19 protein-coding genes and 1 tRNA gene are annotated in these 19,620 nt (G+C 68.8%); 14 read left to right on the forward strand and 6 right to left on the reverse strand.

The genetic code is table 11. The annotated features are described in order from the left end of the window. Nucleotides 1-16: 16 nt before the first annotated feature. The 3 genes from ACZ6TI_RS37500 (at nucleotide 17) to ACZ6TI_RS37510 (ending at nucleotide 3,061) form a co-directional block, all read left to right on the forward strand. A complete protein-coding gene (locus ACZ6TI_RS37500) occupies nucleotides 17-1,543 on the forward strand; it encodes an acyl-CoA synthetase (protein WP_465349991.1) in 1,527 nt (508 codons plus the stop codon). Beyond that, nucleotides 1,540-2,019: a MaoC family dehydratase gene (locus ACZ6TI_RS37505; RefSeq protein ID WP_465349992.1), complete on the forward strand. Its 480-nt coding sequence runs from the start codon at nucleotides 1,540-1,542 to the stop codon at nucleotides 2,017-2,019. Before ACZ6TI_RS37500 ends, ACZ6TI_RS37505 begins: the two co-directional genes overlap by 4 nt. A gap of 121 nt (nucleotides 2,020-2,140) precedes the next feature. After that, nucleotides 2,141-3,061 carry an extracellular catalytic domain type 1 short-chain-length polyhydroxyalkanoate depolymerase gene (locus ACZ6TI_RS37510; protein ID WP_465349993.1) on the forward strand — a complete coding sequence of 307 codons (921 nt, stop codon included), beginning with the start codon at nucleotides 2,141-2,143 and terminating at the stop codon, nucleotides 3,059-3,061. 231 nt (nucleotides 3,062-3,292) lie between these two features. On the opposite strand, the gene ACZ6TI_RS37515 is transcribed toward ACZ6TI_RS37510, so the two are convergent. Together ACZ6TI_RS37515 and ACZ6TI_RS37520 are read right to left on the reverse strand one after the other, a co-directional pair. Further along, nucleotides 3,293-4,333 (reverse strand): DUF8189 domain-containing protein, encoded by a 1,041-nt coding sequence (locus ACZ6TI_RS37515; RefSeq protein ID WP_465349994.1) that lies wholly within the window; start codon nucleotides 4,331-4,333, stop codon nucleotides 3,293-3,295. Nucleotides 4,334-4,589: 256 nt separating this feature from the next. Continuing rightward, nucleotides 4,590-5,618: a TolB family protein gene (locus ACZ6TI_RS37520; protein ID WP_465349995.1), complete on the reverse strand. Its 1,029-nt coding sequence runs from the start codon at nucleotides 5,616-5,618 to the stop codon at nucleotides 4,590-4,592. 203 nt (nucleotides 5,619-5,821) lie between these two features. Between ACZ6TI_RS37520 and ACZ6TI_RS37525 the strand changes: the two genes are divergently transcribed. From ACZ6TI_RS37525 to ACZ6TI_RS37550, 6 genes are all read left to right on the forward strand, one after another. Then, nucleotides 5,822-6,175: a response regulator gene (locus ACZ6TI_RS37525; RefSeq protein ID WP_465349996.1), complete on the forward strand. Its 354-nt coding sequence runs from the start codon at nucleotides 5,822-5,824 to the stop codon at nucleotides 6,173-6,175. 9 nt (nucleotides 6,176-6,184) lie between these two features. Continuing rightward, the gene (locus tag ACZ6TI_RS37530; protein ID WP_465349997.1) at nucleotides 6,185-7,495 is read left to right on the forward strand and encodes a sensor histidine kinase; all 1,311 of its coding nucleotides are present in this window, start codon (nucleotides 6,185-6,187) and stop codon (nucleotides 7,493-7,495) included. Then, nucleotides 7,492-9,219, forward strand: a complete 1,728-nt coding sequence (locus ACZ6TI_RS37535; protein ID WP_465349998.1) for a sensor histidine kinase — start codon at nucleotides 7,492-7,494, stop codon at nucleotides 9,217-9,219. Before ACZ6TI_RS37530 ends, ACZ6TI_RS37535 begins: the two co-directional genes overlap by 4 nt. Continuing rightward, complete coding sequence (locus ACZ6TI_RS37540) at nucleotides 9,207-9,854, forward strand: response regulator (protein ID WP_465349999.1); 648 nt, start codon at nucleotides 9,207-9,209, stop codon at nucleotides 9,852-9,854. Before ACZ6TI_RS37535 ends, ACZ6TI_RS37540 begins: the two co-directional genes overlap by 13 nt. A gap of 88 nt (nucleotides 9,855-9,942) precedes the next feature. Then, nucleotides 9,943-11,445 carry a TRAP transporter substrate-binding protein gene (locus ACZ6TI_RS37545; RefSeq protein WP_465350000.1) on the forward strand — a complete coding sequence of 501 codons (1,503 nt, stop codon included), beginning with the start codon at nucleotides 9,943-9,945 and terminating at the stop codon, nucleotides 11,443-11,445. Between the two features lie 334 nt (nucleotides 11,446-11,779). Then, nucleotides 11,780-12,055: a hypothetical protein gene (locus tag ACZ6TI_RS37550; RefSeq protein WP_465350001.1), complete on the forward strand. Its 276-nt coding sequence runs from the start codon at nucleotides 11,780-11,782 to the stop codon at nucleotides 12,053-12,055. Nucleotides 12,056-12,325: 270 nt separating this feature from the next. On the opposite strand, the gene ACZ6TI_RS37555 is transcribed toward ACZ6TI_RS37550, so the two are convergent. From ACZ6TI_RS37555 to ACZ6TI_RS37565, 3 genes are all read right to left on the reverse strand, one after another. After that, on the reverse strand, nucleotides 12,326-13,021 hold the full coding sequence (locus tag ACZ6TI_RS37555; protein WP_465350002.1) for a hypothetical protein: 696 nt from the start codon (nucleotides 13,019-13,021) through the stop codon (nucleotides 12,326-12,328). 755 nt (nucleotides 13,022-13,776) lie between these two features. Next, nucleotides 13,777-13,848, reverse strand: a tRNA-Val gene (locus ACZ6TI_RS37560). Between the two features lie 75 nt (nucleotides 13,849-13,923). After that, the gene (locus tag ACZ6TI_RS37565) at nucleotides 13,924-14,250 is read right to left on the reverse strand and encodes a TIGR02611 family protein (protein WP_465350003.1); all 327 of its coding nucleotides are present in this window, start codon (nucleotides 14,248-14,250) and stop codon (nucleotides 13,924-13,926) included. A gap of 359 nt (nucleotides 14,251-14,609) precedes the next feature. Here ACZ6TI_RS37565 and ACZ6TI_RS37570 point away from each other — a divergent pair, with 359 nt between their 5' ends. The 4 genes from ACZ6TI_RS37570 (at nucleotide 14,610) to ACZ6TI_RS37585 (ending at nucleotide 16,950) form a co-directional block, all read left to right on the forward strand. Then, nucleotides 14,610-15,041, forward strand: coding sequence for an SsgA family sporulation/cell division regulator (locus tag ACZ6TI_RS37570; protein WP_014446635.1), 432 nt, complete (start codon nucleotides 14,610-14,612; stop codon nucleotides 15,039-15,041). A 223-nt stretch (nucleotides 15,042-15,264) separates the two neighbouring features. Then, on the forward strand, nucleotides 15,265-16,170 hold the full coding sequence (locus ACZ6TI_RS37575; protein ID WP_465350004.1) for a helix-turn-helix domain-containing protein: 906 nt from the start codon (nucleotides 15,265-15,267) through the stop codon (nucleotides 16,168-16,170). 80 nt (nucleotides 16,171-16,250) lie between these two features. Next, a complete protein-coding gene (locus ACZ6TI_RS37580) occupies nucleotides 16,251-16,706 on the forward strand; it encodes an RrF2 family transcriptional regulator (protein WP_465350005.1) in 456 nt (151 codons plus the stop codon). Between the two features lie 64 nt (nucleotides 16,707-16,770). After that, nucleotides 16,771-16,950 carry a DUF4236 domain-containing protein gene (locus ACZ6TI_RS37585; RefSeq protein WP_465350006.1) on the forward strand — a complete coding sequence of 60 codons (180 nt, stop codon included), beginning with the start codon at nucleotides 16,771-16,773 and terminating at the stop codon, nucleotides 16,948-16,950. Here the strand turns inward: ACZ6TI_RS37585 and ACZ6TI_RS37590 are convergent. Then, nucleotides 16,939-17,841 (reverse strand): hypothetical protein, encoded by a 903-nt coding sequence (locus ACZ6TI_RS37590; protein ID WP_465350007.1) that lies wholly within the window; start codon nucleotides 17,839-17,841, stop codon nucleotides 16,939-16,941. The genes ACZ6TI_RS37585 and ACZ6TI_RS37590 overlap by 12 nt on opposite strands. Before the next feature lie 77 nt (nucleotides 17,842-17,918). Between ACZ6TI_RS37590 and ACZ6TI_RS37595 the strand changes: the two genes are divergently transcribed. Beyond that, a complete protein-coding gene (locus ACZ6TI_RS37595; RefSeq protein WP_465350008.1) occupies nucleotides 17,919-19,493 on the forward strand; it encodes a fibronectin type III domain-containing protein in 1,575 nt (524 codons plus the stop codon). Nucleotides 19,494-19,620: the final 127 nt, after the last annotated feature.

A 19,620-nucleotide genomic window follows, 5' to 3' on the forward strand; every position in this document is an offset into this window, starting at 1 on the left:
AGCGGAGGGGTGTGCGATGCGCAACCAGGGAATCGGCTCGTGGCCGGCCCGGCGGGCCCGCAAGACGCCCGAACGTGTCGCCATCGAGTACGGCGACGAGGCATGGACCTATCGCCAACTGGACGAGCGGGTGCAGTCGGTGGCGCACGGGCTGCGCCGGCTCGGCGTGTCCCGCGGTGACCGGGTGGCGTACCTCGGACCGAACCATCCGGCGTTCCTGGAGACGATGTTCGCCACCGGCGTGCTCGGCGCGGTCTTCGTGCCACTCAACGCCCGGCTGGCCGGGCCAGAGCTCGCCGTCCAGCTCACCGACGCGGGCGTCGGCACCCTCGTGTACGACCCGCGGCTGGCGGCCGTGGCAGCCGAGTTGCCGCCGGTCCGGGCGCTCGCGCTCGACGACGGCTACCAGCAACTGCTGGCCGGCTCTATCAGCAACACGGTGGGCAACACCGCCACCACGGTCATCGACGAGGCCGTCATCCCCGACGACCCCTGCATCATCATGTACACCTCCGGCACTACCGGCACACCCAAGGGTGCCGTGCTGACCCACGGCAACATCACCTGGAACGCCATCAACGTGTTGGTCGACTCGGACCTGGCCGGCGATGAGGTGACGCTGCTGGTTGCACCGCTGTTCCACACCGCCGGACTGAACATGAACTGCCTCCCGACCCTGCTCAAGGGTGGCCGGGTGCTGCTGGAGCAGACCTTCGACGCGGGCCGGGTGCTCCGGCTGGTCGAGGAGCGCGGGGTGACGCTGATGTTCGCCGTGCCGGCGATGTACAACGCCATCGCCGCCCATCCGTGTTGGCCGGACACGGATCTGAGCACGCTGCGGACGCTCATGTGCGGCGGGGCGCCGGTGCCCGAGGCGACGATCCGCACGTATCTGAGCCGCGGCCTGGCGTTCGTCCAGGGGTACGGGATGACCGAGGCTTCGCCCGGGGTGCTGCTGCTCGACCGTACTCAGGTACTGGCCAAGGCCGGCTCGGCCGGGGTGCCGCACTTCTTTACCCAGGTCCGCGTGGCGCGGCCGGATCTGACCGACGCGGGACCGGGTGAGAAGGGCGAGGTGCTGGTTGCCGGGCCGAACGTGATGTCGGGCTACTGGGGCCGGCCCGAAACCACCGCGGCGTCGTTCACCGACGACGGGGTGTGGTTCCGCTCCGGCGACGTGGCGGTGACCGACCGGGACGGCTACGTGTACCTCGTCGACCGGATCAAAGACATGATCATCTCGGGTGGCGAGAACATCTACCCTGCCGAGGTGGAGAAGGCGCTGGCCGAGCATCCCGCCGTGGCCGAGGCCGGAGTGTTCGGCGTGCCCGACGAGAAGTGGGGAGAGGTCGGTTACGCCGTCGTGTCGCTGCATCCCGGCCAGCGGGCCGGCGCGGAGGAACTGCGCGAGTTCCTGCTCGGCCGCATCGCCAAGTACAAGATCCCGGCCTCGTTCCGCTTCGTGGACGAGCTGCCCCGCAACGCAGTCGGCAAGGTTCTCAAGAACCCGCTGCGCGACACCTACGCCAAGGAGACGACATGAGCGAGTCCTGCGATCGCATGAGCATCACAGTGAACGGTCTGGCCGATCTCAAGACCGTGGCCGGCGCGGACCTGGGACACAGCGACTGGCTGGAGATCACCCAGGACCGGGTCAACGCCTTCGCCGGTGCCACCGACGATCACCAGTGGATCCACGTCGACCCGGAGCGGGCCAGGTCCGGACCCTTCGGCCAGACGATCGCCCACGGCTACCTGACGTTGTCGCTCCTGATTCCCCTCTTCGGCGAGCTGCTGGTGGTCGAGGGCGTGGGGACGTCCGTGAACTACGGGCTCAACAAGGTGCGGTTCCCGGCGCCGGTGCCGGTCGGCGCCAAGATCCGGCTCGCCGGGCGACTGGCCGAGGTGACGGACGTCGCCGGTGGCGGCGTACAGATCCTCGCCGACTTCACCGTCGAGGTGGACGGCGGCAGCAAACCCGCGTGCGTGGCGCAGGCCGTCTACCGCTTCTATCCCTGACGGCTTGAGCCAATTCTGCGACGGGGCCATGACGGCGACGTCGGCGCCGGCAGGCCGCAGCTTTACCGTCCCCGAACCTGGTCCGTACCCACCGGCGACATGCGTTCTAGATCATGGGCACATGCGCAGATCCTCGCTGGCGATGGTCCTGGTGGGCGTGCTCATCGTTGCCGGATGCCAGCAACCTCGGCGGCCCGAGCCCGCGCCGGCACCCGGCACGGTCGAGCGCACGGTGAACGTCGACGGCGTCGCGCGTACCTACCGGATTCACGTTCCGGGCGGGCTCGCCGGTCCCGCCCCGCTCGTCGTCGTGCTGCACGGCGGCGGCGGCAACGGCGCCCAGGTCGAACAGCAAACCCGATTCACCGCCACCGCCGACCAGCAGGGGTTCGTGGTGGCCTACCCGAACGGCAGCGGCCGTACCCGGCTGAAGACCTGGAACGCGGGCACCTGCTGTGGATACGCCCGAGACCAGCGGGTCAACGACGTCGGCTTCATCCACGCCATGCTCGACGCGGTCACCGCAGAGTTCCGCGTCGACCCGGCCCGCGTCTATGTCACCGGTTTCTCCAACGGTGCGATGATGGCGTACCGGCTGGGCTGCGAACTGACCGACCGCATCGCCGCGATCGCGCCGGTGTCCGGCGCCCTCAACACCGAGCCGTGCATACCGTCACGCCCACTGCCGGTCCTGCACCTCCACGGCGACGCCGACCAGCACGTCCCCATCGCGGGCGGGCCACCGCTCCGCGAGGTGCCGGGGATACCACCCTGGCAGAACACCTCCCTCGCGTACGCGAAAGACTTCTGGGCCCGGCACAACGCCTGCCCAGCCATACCGACCGAAACGAGCCGAGGCAGCGTCAGCACCACGATCCACGCTCCCTGCGCCGACGGCACCGAGGTGGCCCAGGTCGTCATCGATGGTGGCGGGCACGCCTGGCCCGGCGGGATCCCCGTCCGCGCGGCCGCCGACGACCCGCCACCGGACCCGGACGCCAACGCAGTCATCTGGGCCTTCTTCACCCGCCACCACACCTGAGAGAAACCACCCATCATCAAACCCATGCGGCCTGCGGCGGCTGAAGCGCCTGGCAAGCAAGCCACCCCGGTGCCCGCCGCACATCGACGGCTCTACGCCCCACTCGGCACGGCAGAAGCCCGGACCGATCAAGCGGTCCGGGCCTCGCGGATACTCCCGGCAACCGCGAACGAAGCCGAATAGTCGAGCTGTGCAATAGCAGGTGACGGGCCGCCGAGGACGCCGACTCGATCAGCCGGCCGGCGGGGCCGCACGGCGGATTCCCTCCAACCACACGTCGCCGTTGATCTCCTTCTGCCGCAGCCAGTAGACGCTCGTCGAGTTGGTGACCCGGAAGGCGGCAACGAGGTGACCATTGGCGTCGACGTTCAGGACCGGGTCCTCGATCCGGCGGGCGAAGCCCTCGAGCTCCGGCGCCGGATGAGGACCGAGAACCCTGGACCGCCAGTCATCGGCTGAGGGCCCGGCCTGTTCGACCAACCAGACCTGCTCGTGACCGGTGTCGTCCACATAGGGGGCGAGGATGACCGAACGGCCGTCGGCGTGCAGGGCGAGTGCCATGCCAAGAGGCGCGAAGCCGTTGGCTCCCGGCGGCACGATGACGTGCCAGCCCTCCCAGTCGCCGCCGGGAGCCAACTGCACGTTCTGGGCCATGTGGCCGAACTCCATCAACAGGGCCACCACCAGGCGATTTCTTCCCTGTACGGCCGCGAGCGGCTGCCGCGACGCCGGCGGAGTGCCCAGCCGGCGCCAATGTGCCCACTCATCGCCGCCCGCTTTCTCCAGGATGTACCGAAGATACGAGCCTGACTTCGTGAGAGCCTCGAGGCGTCCGTCGTCCAGCAGCACCACAGTCGGCCGCGCCGACGAGTCGTCCATGACGGTCACTTCGCCACCCACCGGAGCCCATGACGTCCACGAGTACTGGTCGTGCGGTTCGTGCTGACGGCGCGTCCACACTTCGCCGACCACCGTGACGAACACCGCGATCCGGCCCTCGCCGTCCTGGACCAAGGTGGGATCCGAGGGGCTGGTCGTGCCGGCGGCCGGCGGCGTTCCGAGGGAGGACCACACCGGCCACGAACCGTCCGGCTTCTCCTGCGCGGCGTACCAAATCGCGTTGTCATCGCCGCACACGGCTGCCGCGAGACCTCCCCGGCTGCGGAGAGACACCGCGACCCGCGCCGCCCGCCTGGCGGGCAGACCTGGCGCCGGAATGCCGGCCGACTGCCAGTCGCCGTTCCAGCCGACCTGCCCGGCGGTTTCCTGCACCAGCCACCACACACCCGGCCGGGCCGGATCGCCAGCCTGGGCCGCGTCGCCGGTCGCAACAAGCGCGATCCGGCCATCAGTCAGAACAACTGACGCGATACTCCATAACTCTGGCATGGCAAACCTTTCGACGTCGCACCGCGGAGGCATGTAGAAAGTCGCATATGGGGAGAGGCTGAGGCGGTGTCGGTGGCACCGCCGAGGGATGTGGAGCCCTCAGGCAAGGTCTGGAGGCTCCGGCCAGGTGTTTCCGGTCTCAATGCCGTCCGTCGACTCTTGGTCCCCAATCGGGATAGCTGTCGTAGAGCTCGGTGCGGGTTACCTTGCGGATGGTGGTGCCGTTGGCCCGCATCACGAATACGTCAGCTGAGCCGGCCTCGGGTCCTCCGGTCGCGGGCCGGCGTCCGACCGCAATCCACCTGCCGTCCGGCGAGTACGAGGATCCGAGGTATCGGGTGATTCCGTCGTCGGCGAAGGTCAGTTGGCGCAGGCCGGTGCCGTCCAGACGGATCGTGTAGAGGTTGGCGTTCGCGTCCGGTGTGTCGAGGTTGTCGTGAAAGAGAATTCTGGTGCCGTCGGGAGACCAGTCCGGGGTGTCGCCGGCCTGCAGGGGGTAGGGGGTGACGCGGTGCTGACGACCGGTGCGCAGGTCCAGGATCCAGATCGCGACGCCGTCGGCGGGCCGGGCGGTTCGGACGTTGCGTCGTTGGAACAGCAGCGTCCTGCCGTCGGGTGAGACCTGCGGTTCGCTGTCCTCGCCGGTGGCACCGGTCGCCGGAGGGTGACGCTGGGTGAGCTGCCGGACGTGGGTACCGTCGGCGCGCATTTCGAACAGGGCGGAGGTTTCCACCAGGTCGTCCACAACCGGACCGAACGCGCGGCCGAAGAAGATCCGCTCTCCGTCCGGAGACCAGGCCGGCGTGACGTTGCATTCGCCGCCCTCGGGCAGGCAGTTTCCATCCGGGTACGCGGTGCTGGTCAGCTGCTGCAGGCCGCTGCCGTCGGTGTTGACGACAAAGATGTCGTCCATGACCGGTCCGGAGCGCTGAAAGACGATCCGCCGGCCGTCAGGCGAGACATCCGGGTTACGGTCAACGAACCCCGCACGCGGACGTGTCACCTGGACCTCGCCGCTGCCGTCGGGATTCACGGTGAAGACCGCGCCCGTCGTCTGATCGGCGTCCAAGAACCGGCGGAAGGCGATCCGGCCGTTGACATCCGGGAAGGTTGCCTCCGCCGGTATGGCTGGGACGACCATGGCGGCCGCCACGAGCGCACCGATCACAACAGTCCTTTTCATTCATGCCTCCTGAAGAATCTGGGCTGCTCCGTCTCCAGGGACCTACTCTTCGGCCGGCAAGGCTCGCAGTCGTCGGCGTAGACCCGGACCCGAGATCAGGGTTAGCTCTGACCCAGGACCGGACGGGGTTCCGGAGGGTACGGGTCCACCCTGATGACGTTGGAGCGTTTCGTCGCCACAATCGAACGATGCGAAAGCGGGTCGTGGTCGTCGACGACCATGCCGACTTCCGCGCCGTGGCGCGGATCCTCCTGGAGGGTGAGGGCTTCGACGTCGTGGGGGAGGCAGCCGACGGGATGGAGGCCGTGAGGGTTGCTGAACGGGTTGCGCCGGACATCGTCCTCCTCGATGTCCAACTGCCCGACCTGGACGGGTTCGAGGTGAGCCGCCGACTTGCCGGCCTCACCTCACCACCCGTTGTCGTGCTCATCTCGAGCCGGCCGATCAGCGACCTCAGGCGGCGCGTGATGGCCAGCCCAGTCGCCGGGTTCCTGCCGAAGGACGCGCTCTCGGGTGCCGCCCTTCTCACCCTTGTCGGCTAGGGAGTGGCCGTGCTGGTCTGGTTCGACGTCCTCGTAGGATTGAGCCTGCTGGCCGTGACCGTCGTCGGAGTGGCGACTCGGCGCTCGCGCTGGTTTCTCTTCAGCGCCGGCGCAGCGGGTGCCTGCTGGCTGCTTGCCCTGGCCTTCCCGACGCTCGTGCTGGCGCACCGTCCCCTGGTCGCGCTCGCCATCGTGGGCCTCCGGAGCGGCCGGGCAATCGGAGGGTGGGGCTGGGCGCTGGTCCTCTCGGCAACTGTCGACATCGCCGTACCTCGCTCCGTCGAACCCGCTGCCGCCGTGGCCACGGCCGGTGTGGCAATGGCGGCCGTGGCGTCAGAGTCAATGAGGTGGCGACCCGGAACCCGTCGCGAGGATGTCGCCACCCAGCACGCCTTGCTAGGGTTCGTGGTGGCGTTGGTGCTGCCCCACGTCCTGCGCCGGTGGCCGAGCGGAGTGGCCTGGCATCTCCCGCTGCTGGCCTACCTCCTCTGCATGCTCCTGGTCTGCGTCTTCCTGATAGCTGGCATGACCCGCTCGCGTAGCACCGAGACCGACGCCGTCATCGAGCTGGTCGACGCCGACCCTGAGCAAGCCCTCATCCGCCTCGAACGCGTGGCGTCAACCAGCGCTCCCGGCGCCGAGACTGGACCAGTCGGGGCGGCCTTGACCTTGCTGAGAGAGAACCAGCGCCTGCAGCGAGAGCTGAGGTCCCGGGTCGCCGAGGTCCGGGACTCCCGCGCCCGGCTGCTGGCCGCAGCCATCGGTGAGCGACGTCGGCTGGCCGAAACCCTCGACCAGAGGGCCGTGCGATACCTCGTCGAGCTGGACAGATATCTGGAGCGCCTGGCCACCGCAGATGGGGAAGGTGTGCGTTCGCTCTCCGCACGGTGTCGTGCCCAGGTCCAGCACACGCTCGACGACCTGGACCGGCTGGCCCAGGGCCTGCACCCACGCGCGCTCCAGGACGGCGGTCTGGCCGTCGCGCTTACCGACCTGGCCGACCGCAGCACCGTGCGAGTGGACCTGAATGTGCCAGCGGGTCACTTCGGCGAGCAGGCCGAAAGCACGCTGTGGTATGCGTGCGCTGAGGCACTGACCAACGCGGACAAGCACGCCCAAGCCTCACGGGTGAGCATCAGGGTGACCGTCACCGACAGCGCGCTCACCGCACTCATCGACGATGACGGGGTCGGCGGCGCGGCCTTGACCGACAGCGGCGGACTGACCGGGCTGACGGACCGCCTGGCGAACGTGGGCGGACAGCTGGCCCTGGCCTCCTCCGCCGCCGGCACCCGGATAACGGTGACGGTGCCACGATGACGATTGCGTGGCGATGGACGACCGCGGCGGCGGCGCTGGCCGTCGTCATCGCACTGCTGCCGACGCTGCATAGCGGCTTACGCGCGACATACGCCTCATCGACGCCTCTGCTGGCGCTGGAAGCCCTCGCGGGCATTGCTCTGGTGGCGATGGTCGCCGCGGCCCGCGTGACCGACAAGCAGGCGATCCTGCTCTTCGTGGCCGGTGGCACCTGGCTGGTGCCGGAGCTCGCCGGCATCGCCGCAACCGGACTCCACGTCCGGACTCTGGCCGACGCCTGGCCGCACCTTCTGCCCGTTCTGCTGGTCCTAGCCCTGGTCCGGGAGACTCCAGAACCGCGCCGCGGGGCGTCACGGATTCTCCTGACGACCGGAGTTCTAGCCGGCGGTGCGGCGGCTGCAGCGCGCATCTTCCTGGTCGACCCCTTTTTCGACCCACACTGCTGGCGCACCTGCGCGCACAACCCGCTCGCTCTCATCGGTGCTGCGCCGTGGGGAACGCTCGCCCACGCGGCGCTGGTGGTCGTGAGCGCCGTGACACTGACCCTGGCGACACCATGGCCACGCCCGTTCCGGAGGTCACACCTTGCCGTCGCCGCCCTGGTCATCGCACCGCTCCTCGTTGCCGGGTCGGTGGTCCGTCTCCTCGTCCCTGAGCGGGCCGACTCCGTCCCGTGGGTCCTCTGGTTCTGCGCGGTCCAGGCTTCGGCGGTGACCTGGCTGGGTATTTCGGTTTCGGACCGGTGGCGGGGCCGCGCGCTGGCCAGCCGCCTGGCGGCGCTGGTGGCGATCCTGGAGCCCGCCTGCCGCCCGTCGGTCGGGCTCGTCGAGGCGCTGCGAACGGCCGTCAGGGATCCGCACCTCGTGGTGGCTTATCCTGCACCCGTGCGCGGCGGATACGTCGACGCCACGGGCACCTCGGTCACGGCGCCGGGCCCGGCCCCGGGTCGCGCCGTCACCACACTCACCCGCCAAAGCATTGCCGGCGGACCCACCGAGATCGTGGCGGTGGTGGGACACGCGGTCCGCGTCAGCGGCGACCAGCTCCGGCATGCCCTCGGGCCTGCGCTGAGCCTGGCCCTGGCGAACGAGCAGCTTCGAGCCGCGTCGCTGGCGGAGCTCGCCGAGCTGCGCCGGTCCCGCGCCCGAGTCGTGCAACGCGCATCCCTCGAACGCAGGCGCCTCGAGCGCAACCTGCACGACGGTGCACAGCAAGGTCTCGTCGCACTGTCACTGCAGATCCGGATCCTGGCAAAACGTGTCGACGGCGGCGCGCCGCCCGTTGTAGTGGAACGGGCTGCGGCACTGTGTGCGATGGCCTTGGACGAGCTCCGCCGGGTGGCGCGCGGAATCTACCCCGCCGTTCTGTCCGACGCCGGCCTGGACGGCGCCCTCGTCGAGCTCGCCGAAGGCAGTCCGGTGCTCCCTGTCTCGGTGGCCGCCGTGCCGGGTGTGCGCTGCGCCGGCATCGTTGAGAGCACGGCGTTCGTGGTGACCGGAACCAGCGTCGAGGACGCGGAGAGGCGAGGCGCGACACGAGCGACGATCCGGGCTCTCGTCAGAGAGAATGCGCTCCGGCTGACGGTGGACGACGACGCCGGTCCTCCCGAGCGCTTCGCTTCAGCTGCGCTGGTGGACCAGGCCGTCGCGCTGGGCGGCTCCCTGCGAGTGGGTCCCGGTGACACCGGCACCCAGGTCGTGCTGGAGCTGCCATGCGGGTCGTGATCGCCGATGACTCCGCGCTGGTCCGCGCCGGGCTGGTCGCCATGCTGGCGGAGGCCGGCATCGAGGTACTGGCCGAATCCACGGACACCGCCGACCTCTACGTCGCCGTCGCGCAGACCCGTCCCGACGCCGCGATCATCGATATCCGGATGCCGCCCACCTTCCGCGTCGAGGGCATCGAGGCCGCACACACCCTGCGCGACCGACACCCCGACGTCGCGGTGCTCCTGCTTTCCCAGTACACCGAGTCGTCCTACGCCATGAGCCTGATCGAGGACAACCCGGCCGGACGGGGCTATCTGCTCAAGCAAGGAATAGCGTCGGGGACGACGCTGTCGGACGCACTCCACCGCGTCGTGGCCGGAGAAACGGTGATCGACCCGGCGTTGGTACGCCGGATGCTGGCCCGCGCCCGGCGTCCCGACCCGCTGCATGCGTTGACGCCTCGCGAACGGGAGGTGCTCGGCCTGATGGCGGAGGGCCGGTCCAACGCCACGATCGGCGAACTGCTCGGCATGGGCATCAAGACCGTAGAGACCCATGTCGGTCGGGTCTTCGTCAAGCTCGGGCTCGCCGAGGACGCTGCCGGGCACCGGCGCGTTCTCGCGGTGCTCGCCTACCTGCGTCAGGGCTGACCCGGATACGGCATCCGGGTCTGCGCCGAAGACCGGTCGCCCGGGTTGCGGGATGGTGTGTGCAGAGCATCCCGAAGGAGTGACTGAGATGAGGACCCATCTGCTCGCGACCGTGGCGATCGTGCTGGCCACCGCTGGCTGCACCGCCGAGAGGGTAGACCGCTCCGGCGGCGCCCAACCCGAGACGCTGGTACTCGCCAGCAATGATGGCATCAACCTTGGCGCTCCGGGGGTCGCCCACTTCGTCGAACGCGTAGCCAAGCTATCCGCGGGACGGCTCCGGATCGACGTGCGTCCAGGCTGGGGTGGCGGTGGCAACGAGGCCCAGGTCCTGACCGATACAGCGGCCGGGAAGGCTGACCTGGCCTGGAGCGGCACTCGTGCCTTCGACCAGGTTGGCATCAATGCATTTCGCCCACTGCACGCGCCGTTCCTGATCAACTCCTATGCGGCGCAGGCCGCCGTGGTGGTGGATCCGATGGTCAAAGATCTGCTTGCGGCCGCGACTCCGGCCGGGTTGACCGGCCTCGCGCTTCTGGCGGACGAGCTTCGCTTTCCAGCCGGCGCCGATGGACCGCTGGTCAGCCCCGAGGACTTCAAGCGGCTGCCGTTTGGCACCCTGACCTCAGCGGCGCAGGCTGCGGGGTTGAGCGCGCTCGGCGCCGACGTGAAGATGCTCAGCCGGCAGAGCGGCTCGGACGTCGTTGGGCTCGGCGGCGTGGAGACGATGTGGTGGACCTATGCGGCAAACGCGCAACAGTTGACGTTCCCGTTCGTGACCGAGAACGCGGCTTTGTGGGCACGCACGACGGTGATCGTCGCCAATACCGACCGGTTCGGCGAACTCGACGCGGCCGACCAGGACGTGTTGCGTCGAGCCGCTGCGGAAGCGACTGCCTGGTCGGTCGAGCATGCCTCGGACCGGGTGAGCGAAGAGCGACAGACCGCGTGCGCGATCGGCGCGCGGATCGTCACCGCGACCCCGGGCCAACTGGCCGACCTTCGAGTGACGGTGGAGCCGGCATACGCGGCAATCCGTGCCGACCGCGAGCAGGCACGCACGCTCGCCGCCATCGAGCGGATCGTGGCCAAGGTGGAGGCCGAACCACGTCTCGACCTTCCAGGATGTGCCTACCGCCCGGGTGACGAGGACAGAGTTCGGTCCGTGCGGAATCCTCAGCCGATCGATGCCCCCGGCCAGGCGGGGGAACTGCCGGCCGGCACCTACCGCTATGCCGTGACCGAGGAGGAGGTCATGACGTACGGGCTGACGAACGAGGAGGGAGCCCGCGCCAACGCCGGGGTGTGGACGTGGACCATCGGCAACGGATCGTGGCGCTACGAGATCGAGTATTCATCCAGCAACGTACCTAAGGGCTACGGCGGCAATACCTGCGAAGGCTTCTACGACGTCCGCGGCAAGAACGTGGAGTTCACCCGCGAGACCGTCCACCCCCCAGGCGAGTGTGCTCCGCCCACGTGGCGCGGCGTCTGGGAGACCTCGGAGAAGGGGCTGCGCTGGCGGATGTCAGCGGACGAGCCGGATATCGTCTTCTTGTTCGGCGGCCGGGAGTGGGTCCGGATCAGCTGAGACCCTCAACTCGCCATGCAGGTGCGCACGATCGCGTTTCCCCAGCTCACCGCGCATCCGCCCGAAGCGGTTCGCGCACTGCCAACGACAGTGCAGCCCGCCGATAATCGTGTTCAGGCCGCCCCAGAAGGAACCGCGTCGCACGACCTCCCAGTTCGGCAAGCGCGACGAATCCTTGGCCGCCGCTGGTCAGATGGCCCGAGCGAGTCCGGCGAACGCCTCGGACCTTCGGCATCCGTAGCGCTCGGGTGAAGAACCGACGAGCGGCTGCGGCGTCTCGGCGGCTCGAATGAATCGGTGCCGCGGCCGAGTCCAGTCGGGCAGGCTTCAGAGCATGTCGATGACGTCGGGTGGCACGCCCGGTTCGCACCTGGCTGCTGAGCATGCGGCGTTGGACAACAACGTTTACGGCTTCATGCACAACGCTTCTGACCTGGAGTCGCTTGCGCACGCATTCGCGCAGCTGGGCTGGTCGGTCCGCAGGTCGGCAGAAGACGAGTATGAGGTCGAACGTTCGTGGTGTCGGATAAACCTTTTCGATTCCGGCGGGATGCCGAAGTTCGGCGGCGTGGTGGAGCACGCCCGGGTAAACGAGGAGCGCAGCGACTGATCCGCCAAAGATGGATGCGCGCTCTTCTCGGCTAGATCAGTGAGCCTGTCCAACCTGATCTTGCAGGTCAGCGAGGGTAGGTGAGGGCCGCGGATCATGAGGGCGAGGCTCCAGGTAAAACAGCGAATCGACCAAACCCGATGCCCCAACCGGGAGCCTCGCCATGCTGTCTTGCCCGTCCACGATTTCGTAGTCCAGCCGGACTCTCAACCACCTCGCGGACCGTATCCGCAGCCACCGTAACAGCGTCGATCCAGGTGGCGGCGCAGCTTATCTGAGGGCGGCGAAACCATCGATCACGAAGTTGGTCTTCTTCTTCAGTTCTTTGTTCAGCCGTTCATCGTAAATGTTGCAGGCCGGCTCTATCGCTGTCAGCGCCGGCTTCCAGAAGACGAAACCGTCCGCGGTGGGGGAGTCGTAACTGCAGCAGATGATGATGTCCTGGCCCCAGAACGTCTGGTCCATGCTGACCACCTTGTCCAGCATGGTCCGGGTGTAGTCGTAACGCCGTTCCATGGCTTCCTGAATGGCCGGGTCCCGCTTGTCCGTCGGCAGATGGTGTAGGAATTGATTCGGGCCGAACACCTGGTCGCAGAAGTTCATGTACTCGAAGCTGAAGTTCTGATGGGCGTGCCAGAAAACGTCCAGTGTCTTGGACAGTGAGTGCAGGTTTCGCCCGTCGATGATCTCGAGCGCGTAGAACAGCTTGAGGTTGGTGAGTCCCCGCGCCAAGTAGTCGGTGTCGAAGTAGGTCTTGTCGTCGGGGTTCTCCTGCTGCACCCGCCAGACAATCTTGGAAAAGTCGTCGGACTCGTTGATTTTGTCCAAGGCCGCCAGGATCTGTTCGTCAACGATCTTGTAGTCTCGTTTCCGAGTCTCGATGAATTGTTGTTTCGAGAGTTCGAGGATCGGCCGGATTTCTTCATCGGTAAAGTAGGGTTGAATGGGTTCAGCGGTGTCAATCATGGTGCAGTCGCCCCCCGCGTTGTTTGGCGAATCGAACATTCACCGTAGCAAGAGGGTGACTCCGGAGCGGGTGCTTTCGCCACTCCGGCGCAACCAATAGCGTGGCCGGTGGCCGGGTGCCGCCCGATGGCCGCGCAATGTTCGTGGGCAGTCCCGGCCGGGCACAGGAGATCATCGAGGTTCAGCTCCGGACCGACGCCTCCAGCGGGGGTGAACTCGTCGTGCGCGGCGGGCACTGGGAGTCCTCCTGCGGGCTCGACGAAGACTTCCGTGGCACGCTTGAGTCCGAGTTCTCGACGTGCTGCCACGACTAGCGGCACAGTCCACTCGTCACCCAACCGTTGCGCTTCGCGGAAGTCGGCCGAACCGCCAAGGGCGGCCTGCCACTGCCAATACCCGTAGTGCAGCAACAAGTGCCGGCCTGCTGCATCGCAACGGACTCCGACGGCGGACGCAGCCCAGCGTACGAGGCTCGGACACTGATATGGGCGCCAGCGGTCATCCCGACTGCCCGCCAAGGTCGGAACCCCCACGATCCGGGCCCTCCGCTTGCCCGGAACGCCCGCGGCCACGCTGCGCACTGGGATCCGCTCCATGACGCTGACCGGCACCAGATCTCCCGGCACGGCCGCCGAGCAATGGCACCAAGGTGGGCCACGCATGACAACCATGACCACCGACAAAGCAAAGCCGCCCCCGAAGGAGCGGCCATCGCGACGTGGGGTGTCCGGGGGTCGCCCCCGGAGCTAACAGAGTGGGCGATACTGGGATCGAACCAGTGACCTCTCCGGTGTGAACGGAGCGCTCTCCCGCTGAGCTAATCGCCCTCAACGGCCCTCGAAAGGGCCGGAACAGACTCTACCGGACTGCTCCACCCGTTCGCGAATCAGGGGTCCGGCGCGTCAGGAGAACCAGCCCAGCACCACGTCGATCAGGTCGATGCCGAAGCTGATCCGGACGGACAGGTACACGATCGCGCTCACGAAGATCATGCCGACCACGCCGACCACGGCTCGCATCGGCCAGGACTGGCGGGCTATCCAGTGGGTCCAGGACTGCACGTGTCGTTTGGTGAACTCGAGCAGTCGCTTCGCCCAGTGGAACTCGATCGCCCAGATCGCCAGGCCGACGATGACGATCGCCCAGCCGGGGCCCGGGAACGGGATCAGCACGATGCCGAGCGCCACCACGAGGCCGCCGAGCACGCCCACGCCGATCTTGAGGGCCATGCGTCCACTGGGGGTGGCGCGAATTCTGTGCAGCAAGCCGACGGATCCCACTGAAGGGTCGCGCTCGTCCGGTTTCGTCGTCATTTCATCCCCCAGTGTTCCGGGTCCCCGTCACTACCCGGGAGGAATGGACGTTACCGGAGTAAGTCAACGGCTGGACCACCCGACACCGGGCGGAACCGAGTACTTGGGTAGGGCAGGACAAGATAGCGCATTTCGACCTGTTGAGAGCGGGATTCGGAACCGTCTTCCCACTACTGGGTGAGATCAGCGTATGGCGGAGCGTAACGACAGGGATCACCTGACTATGGGAAAGCGGGGTTCACCAGCCTCGCAGCGGTGCCGGGGGGAGTTCGTCCATGAGTACCATTCGTCCAACGACCGTCGAGGTCGAAACCTCGCTGCGGCTCGTAGCGCCTGACGCCACGGCCCTGCCCGTGCGCGCCAGTCTTCGCTACGACCCAGCCGACCCTTATGCGGTCCACGTGTTGTTCCACGCAGAATCAGCCGGTGGGGAAGCCGTGAGCTGGTCCTTCGCGCGGGAACTGCTCGTGACCGGGCTCGATGAGCCGGCCGGGATCGGCGACGTCCGGGTGTGGCCGTGGGCCACGCCGCGGGGCGATTTCGTCGCCCTCGCATTGTCGTCACCCGACGGCAACGCACTGTTCGAAGTTCCGCGCAGTGTCCTCGTCCGGTTCCTCCGGCGCACCTATGTGGTGGTGCCGCGGGGCCGGGAATCCGATCACCTGGATGTGGATGCGGCAGTCAACCGGCTCCTCGCCGGCCGATAGGACAAAAGTTATGGAACGACCCGCGCGGACACTGCCGGTCCACGCGGGTCATTCTTTTCGGGCATAACCCCGCCAATACGACAGCAATGCGACAAGAGGATCGAAAGCGTAAAACGGCCAGTCGTACGGTTATTGTCTGTTTCCGGTCTGCGAAACGATCGGTTGTCCGACCATAATCAAGTAGCACGTGCATCCCTTGTCACCAGCGGATACGGTCGCCTCGATGTTGACGATCTCCCAGCGCGCGGAGCCCGCCGCCACAACGCCGCCCGCCCCGTCGTGGGCGGGAGTCGGCTCGTGCACGCTCGCGGAGACCGATCTGGCCGACCGGCAGCCGGCGCCGCGCCGACTCCCGCATCATTTGTTAGCGCTCACGACGGCCGGCCACGGTTCCGTCGAGATCGACTTCGTCACCGTGCCCTGCCGGCCGGGCGCCCTGCTCTGGGTGCGGCCGGGCCAGGCGCTGCGCTTCGGCGGTCAGCCGGGGCTGGACGCGGCGATGATCTCGTGGCAGAGCGACCTGCTGAGCGGCGAGCAGATGCCCGGCCTGACGATCGAGGACGCCCCCGGCCCGGCCACCTGGCAGCTCACCGGCGCCGACGAGGACGCCATGATCTCCGAGTTCGCCCAGCTCGCGGAGGATTGCGCGCGGCACGAGCCGGGCCCGATCGCGGCCGCGCTGCTGCGTCACCAACTCGCCGTGCTGCTGTTGCGCATCGCGCTGCTGACCAGGCCGGACGGCGACACGCCGCCGAACGCCGAGGTCCGCACGTTCGGCCGGTTCCGGCGCGCGCTCGAGGACGGCCACGCCGAGAGCCGGCGGGTGGAGGACTATGCGGCCACCCTCGGCTGCTCGGTGCGCACGCTGACCCGGGCCAGCCTGGCGGTCACCGGCCGCACCGCCAAGCAGGTGGTCGACGATCGGGTCGCGCTGGAGGCCCGCCGCCTGCTGGCCTGCACCACCCTCTCGGTCGCCGAGGTCGGCCGCCGGCTCGGTTTCCCGGAGCCGACCAACTTCGGCCGCTTCTTCCACCGCGAGGCCGGCGCGAGCCCGGGCGCCTTCCGGATGGCCATCGAGGACGGTGCGGGGCCCGCGAAGGTGCCCGCTCAGCGAGCGCCAGCTGACTGAGGGTGATCTCTAATCCCTATATCCCCATAGATTTGGGGGTGGACGCACCAGGGGATGCGCGGGCGCGGCATGATGGGTGGGTGCAGATCTCCGCGCGTGGCGACTACGCCGTCCGAGCAGCTCTGAGCCTGGCCCAGGCCCATCCCTCCCTGATGTCCGCGCAGGCGATCGCGCAGGATCAGGAGATGCCCCGCAAGTTCCTCGAAGCGGTGCTCGCCGATCTCCGCCGCGCCGGTGTGGTGCGAGCGCAGCGTGGCGCCGAGGGCGGTTACACGCTGTCGCAGCCGCCGCGCGACGTGACCATCGGTCAGATCCTGCGCGCGGTGGACGGTCCCCTCGCCGGCGTGCGTGGCATGCGCCCGGAGGAGACGCGTTACACGGGCGCGGCGGAAAACCTGCCCAACCTCTGGGTCGCCGTCCGGTCCGCCGTGCGCGAGGTGGTCGACGAGGTGAGCCTGGCCGAGCTGCTCAGTGGCCGGATGCCGGCGCACGTCCGCAAGCTGACCACCCGCCCCGACGCCTGGCAGCCGCGTTAGTTTCCAAAATCGAGCCGGCGGGAATGAACACGTCCATCGACGAAGTCCAAGGAGGACGTTTCAGATGGGCGTCATGTTCCGCAGTCGCAAGAAGTTCGGTCCGCTGATCCTGAACTTCACGCAGAACGGTTTCTCGTCGTGGAGCATCAAGATCGGGCGCTGGTCCTGGAACTCCAAGGCCCGCGCGCACCGCGTCGACCTGCCCGGCCCGCTGTCCTGGAAGCAGGACAAGTCACGCGGCTGAGATCAGCACGTCACCGCCGAGCCGGCCGTGCTCCGGCTCGCGGGTGACCGCCCCCGAGTTCAGCAGCGTGTGCAGCACGCGGGTGGCGTCGGCCGAGCGATAGACGGTCTCGGTCAGCGCGTAACTCCGCAGCTCGGTCACCGTGGCCGGGCCGGCCGCCAGGTGGCCGAGCAGCTCACGCCGCAGCGGACCGGGGTGCGGCGCAAGTGAGATGTCGATCAGATGACGTTCCGGGTCGCCGGGGTCGCGGTAGCGCACCCCGGCGAACTCGTCCACCGCCCAGAGCGTCTCCTTGAACCCCTCCAGGCTCTTCCCCTGCGTGGTCGCGAAGATCAACAGCTCGCCGGCCGCCTCCGAGTCGGCCAGCTCCACGGCCGCGACCAGCGGAAACCCTGCCTCCCGCAACTCCGCGCGGTAGCCGTCCACGTCGGTCACCACGCCGGCCGGCAGCACCATCAGGAGCTCCGCGGGCTTTCCCGCGGACAGGCCCGCGACGGTGTCCGGCGAGGGCGCCCGGCTCCCGGCACTCGCGTCCAAGAATCCCAACACGGGTACGCGCACAGCACCCAACGCCTTCAGCGCGACTGTCAGCCGCGCATCCGTCCCACCACCGACGACGTGCGCGGTCAAACCCGGGGCGCTCGCATCCACCGCCGCCAGCCGCTGCTCGATGACCGCGGCGTCCTCCCCCACCGCCACCATGGTCAGCTCACGCCCGCGCACCAGGTCGGACTGCTCGGCGAAGACCCGCAGCGCCGCCTCGGCGAGCATCCCGCCGTCCGCGTCGGCATACCCGTGCACATAGGTCGCCCGGCGCCGGTGCAGCGCCGCGGGCGTCCAGGCCTCGAGGTGCCGGACCAGCACCTCACGCTTCAGATCGCCGACTGTCATGCCCCTTTCTACCGTGCGTCGCCACGGACAACCAGATCGACATGATCCCGCGCGGGGGTTGTACTTACCGTGTCCGTATGAGCACTATGGGCACTGTGGCGCCGCCGCTTGCCGAACTGACCGCCCGCGCACAAAGCCTGACGTCCGCGGGTGACCTGGAGGCGGCCCGGCAGGTCCTCGATCACGCGCTGGACCCGGAGGACACCGACCCGCTGCGCGCCTCCCCCGACCTGGCCACCGCCGCCGCCCTGCACGCTCGGGTGCTGATCGCGCTCGGCGACCCGCATGCCGCGCGCACCTGGGCGGGTTATGCGCACGCCGCCGAGGAGCGCCTGCACGGCGCCAACGACGAACGGACCATCGCGGCCGCCGCCACCCACGCCGCGGTCCTCGCCCTGATCGGCAACCACGGGCGGGCCGCGCAGATCTACCGCAAGCTGCTCGACGCCGTGCTGGCCGTCGACCCGCCGCACTCGGCGCGAATGCTGGCCACCGAGGCCGACCTGGCCACCGCCGAGCACGCGGCCGGCGAGTGCGCGGTGGCCCGCCCGCGGATGCGCGAGGCCTGGAGCCGCTACCGCGAGGTGTACGGGGACTCGACGCCGGCCGGGATCAAGATGCTGGCCCGGCTCGCCGTGATGGAACGCGAGTGCGGCCGGCACGCCGAGTCCCGTGAGCACGTGGCGCTGGCCCAGGAGTTGTGCGCCCGCTACCTGCCCGCGGACCACCCACTGGTGCAGCAGGTCGACCGGCTGGCCGGTGCGCCGGTGTCGGGCCGGCACACCTGCGGCCGCGTGCAGCAGTCCACCGGCCCGCCGTCCGCGCGCCCGGCCGACAAGCAGGCCGAGCGCACCTACCGGCCGGCCGACCGGCAGACCGAGTCCGCGTACCGGCCGGATCGGTCGCCGGAACCGCCGCCGATGCCGGAGCCGGACAACCGGCCCACCGACCCGAAGGGGTCGCTCTACCAGCAGCCGCTCTATCTCAGCGAGGTGCATCAGGCGCCCGGCGACCTGACCGGGCGGCACGCGCGGGCGGACACCCCGCTGCCGATGCCCGGCGGCCGGATCCCGGAATACACGCCGGAGGGGCGCCGGGTGCCGGTCGGCAGCGCCCCGGTCGGTGACGCCGATCTGCCGGTGCGGACCGACCGCCGGTTGCCCGTACCCGTCGAGAAACCCGAACCCGGCACCTCCCGGGGGCCCTTCATCCTGGCCGCCGTGCTGGTCGCCGGGGTGGGTGTCGCGGCCGCGATCGTGGCCCTGACGCTGCCCCGCGGCAACCCCGCGCCGGAACCCACCGCCGCGCCGCCACCCGCGGCCACCGCCGCGCCTTCCCCGGCGCCGTCGACCACGACGAGTGCCGAGGAGGGCGCCGGAGCGAGTGACGGCTCGCCGACCGCCGTCACGCTGCGCGACAACACCGACAGCGTCGCGATCAGCTGGTCCTATCCGAAGGGCGCCGAGGGACCGGTGCTGATCAGCGGGGGCCGGGTGGGTCAGGAGCGACGGGTGTTCCAGCAGTTGCCCGCGGGCAGCACGGACTACATCGTGTACGCGCTGAATCAGCAACTCGACTACTGCTTCACCGTCGCGGTCGTCTACTCCACCGAGCGCGTGGCGAGCTCGGCGCCCGTCTGCACCAAGCGCTGAACCCCAGCAGAAAGTGGTAGCCCAGGCGTGGGGCCCTCCGGGGGGGGGGCAACCTGGGTTCCCCCCCCCCTCTCGCCACCAACCGCAACCCAAAAGGCACCGGCCAAAGGGCAAAAGGGAAAGGTGA

The organism is Actinoplanes sp. NPDC051388 (assembly GCF_055586225.1).

What these genes read in the sequence shown, in the direction of transcription:
- ACZ6TI_RS37500 (WP_465349991.1), top strand. Translation starts at nt 17, where the DNA reads ATGCGCAACCAGGGAATCGGCTCGTGGCCGGCCCGGCGGGCCCGCAAG.
- ACZ6TI_RS37505 (WP_465349992.1), top strand. Translation starts at nt 1,540, where the DNA reads ATGAGCGAGTCCTGCGATCGCATGAGCATCACAGTGAACGGTCTGGCC.
- ACZ6TI_RS37510 (WP_465349993.1), top strand. Translation starts at nt 2,141, where the DNA reads ATGCGCAGATCCTCGCTGGCGATGGTCCTGGTGGGCGTGCTCATCGTT.
- ACZ6TI_RS37525 (WP_465349996.1), top strand. Translation starts at nt 5,822, where the DNA reads ATGCGAAAGCGGGTCGTGGTCGTCGACGACCATGCCGACTTCCGCGCC.
- ACZ6TI_RS37535 (WP_465349998.1), top strand. Translation starts at nt 7,492, where the DNA reads ATGACGATTGCGTGGCGATGGACGACCGCGGCGGCGGCGCTGGCCGTC.
- ACZ6TI_RS37540 (WP_465349999.1), top strand. Translation starts at nt 9,207, where the DNA reads ATGCGGGTCGTGATCGCCGATGACTCCGCGCTGGTCCGCGCCGGGCTG.
- ACZ6TI_RS37545 (WP_465350000.1), top strand. Translation starts at nt 9,943, where the DNA reads ATGAGGACCCATCTGCTCGCGACCGTGGCGATCGTGCTGGCCACCGCT.
- ACZ6TI_RS37550 (WP_465350001.1), top strand. Translation starts at nt 11,780, where the DNA reads ATGTCGATGACGTCGGGTGGCACGCCCGGTTCGCACCTGGCTGCTGAG.
- ACZ6TI_RS37555 (WP_465350002.1), bottom strand. Translation starts at nt 13,021, where the DNA reads ATGATTGACACCGCTGAACCCATTCAACCCTACTTTACCGATGAAGAA.
- ACZ6TI_RS37565 (WP_465350003.1), bottom strand. Translation starts at nt 14,250, where the DNA reads ATGGCCCTCAAGATCGGCGTGGGCGTGCTCGGCGGCCTCGTGGTGGCG.
- ACZ6TI_RS37570 (WP_014446635.1), top strand. Translation starts at nt 14,610, where the DNA reads ATGAGTACCATTCGTCCAACGACCGTCGAGGTCGAAACCTCGCTGCGG.
- ACZ6TI_RS37575 (WP_465350004.1), top strand. Translation starts at nt 15,265, where the DNA reads ATGTTGACGATCTCCCAGCGCGCGGAGCCCGCCGCCACAACGCCGCCC.
- ACZ6TI_RS37585 (WP_465350006.1), top strand. Translation starts at nt 16,771, where the DNA reads ATGGGCGTCATGTTCCGCAGTCGCAAGAAGTTCGGTCCGCTGATCCTG.
- ACZ6TI_RS37590 (WP_465350007.1), bottom strand. Translation starts at nt 17,841, where the DNA reads ATGACAGTCGGCGATCTGAAGCGTGAGGTGCTGGTCCGGCACCTCGAG.
- ACZ6TI_RS37595 (WP_465350008.1), top strand. Translation starts at nt 17,919, where the DNA reads ATGAGCACTATGGGCACTGTGGCGCCGCCGCTTGCCGAACTGACCGCC.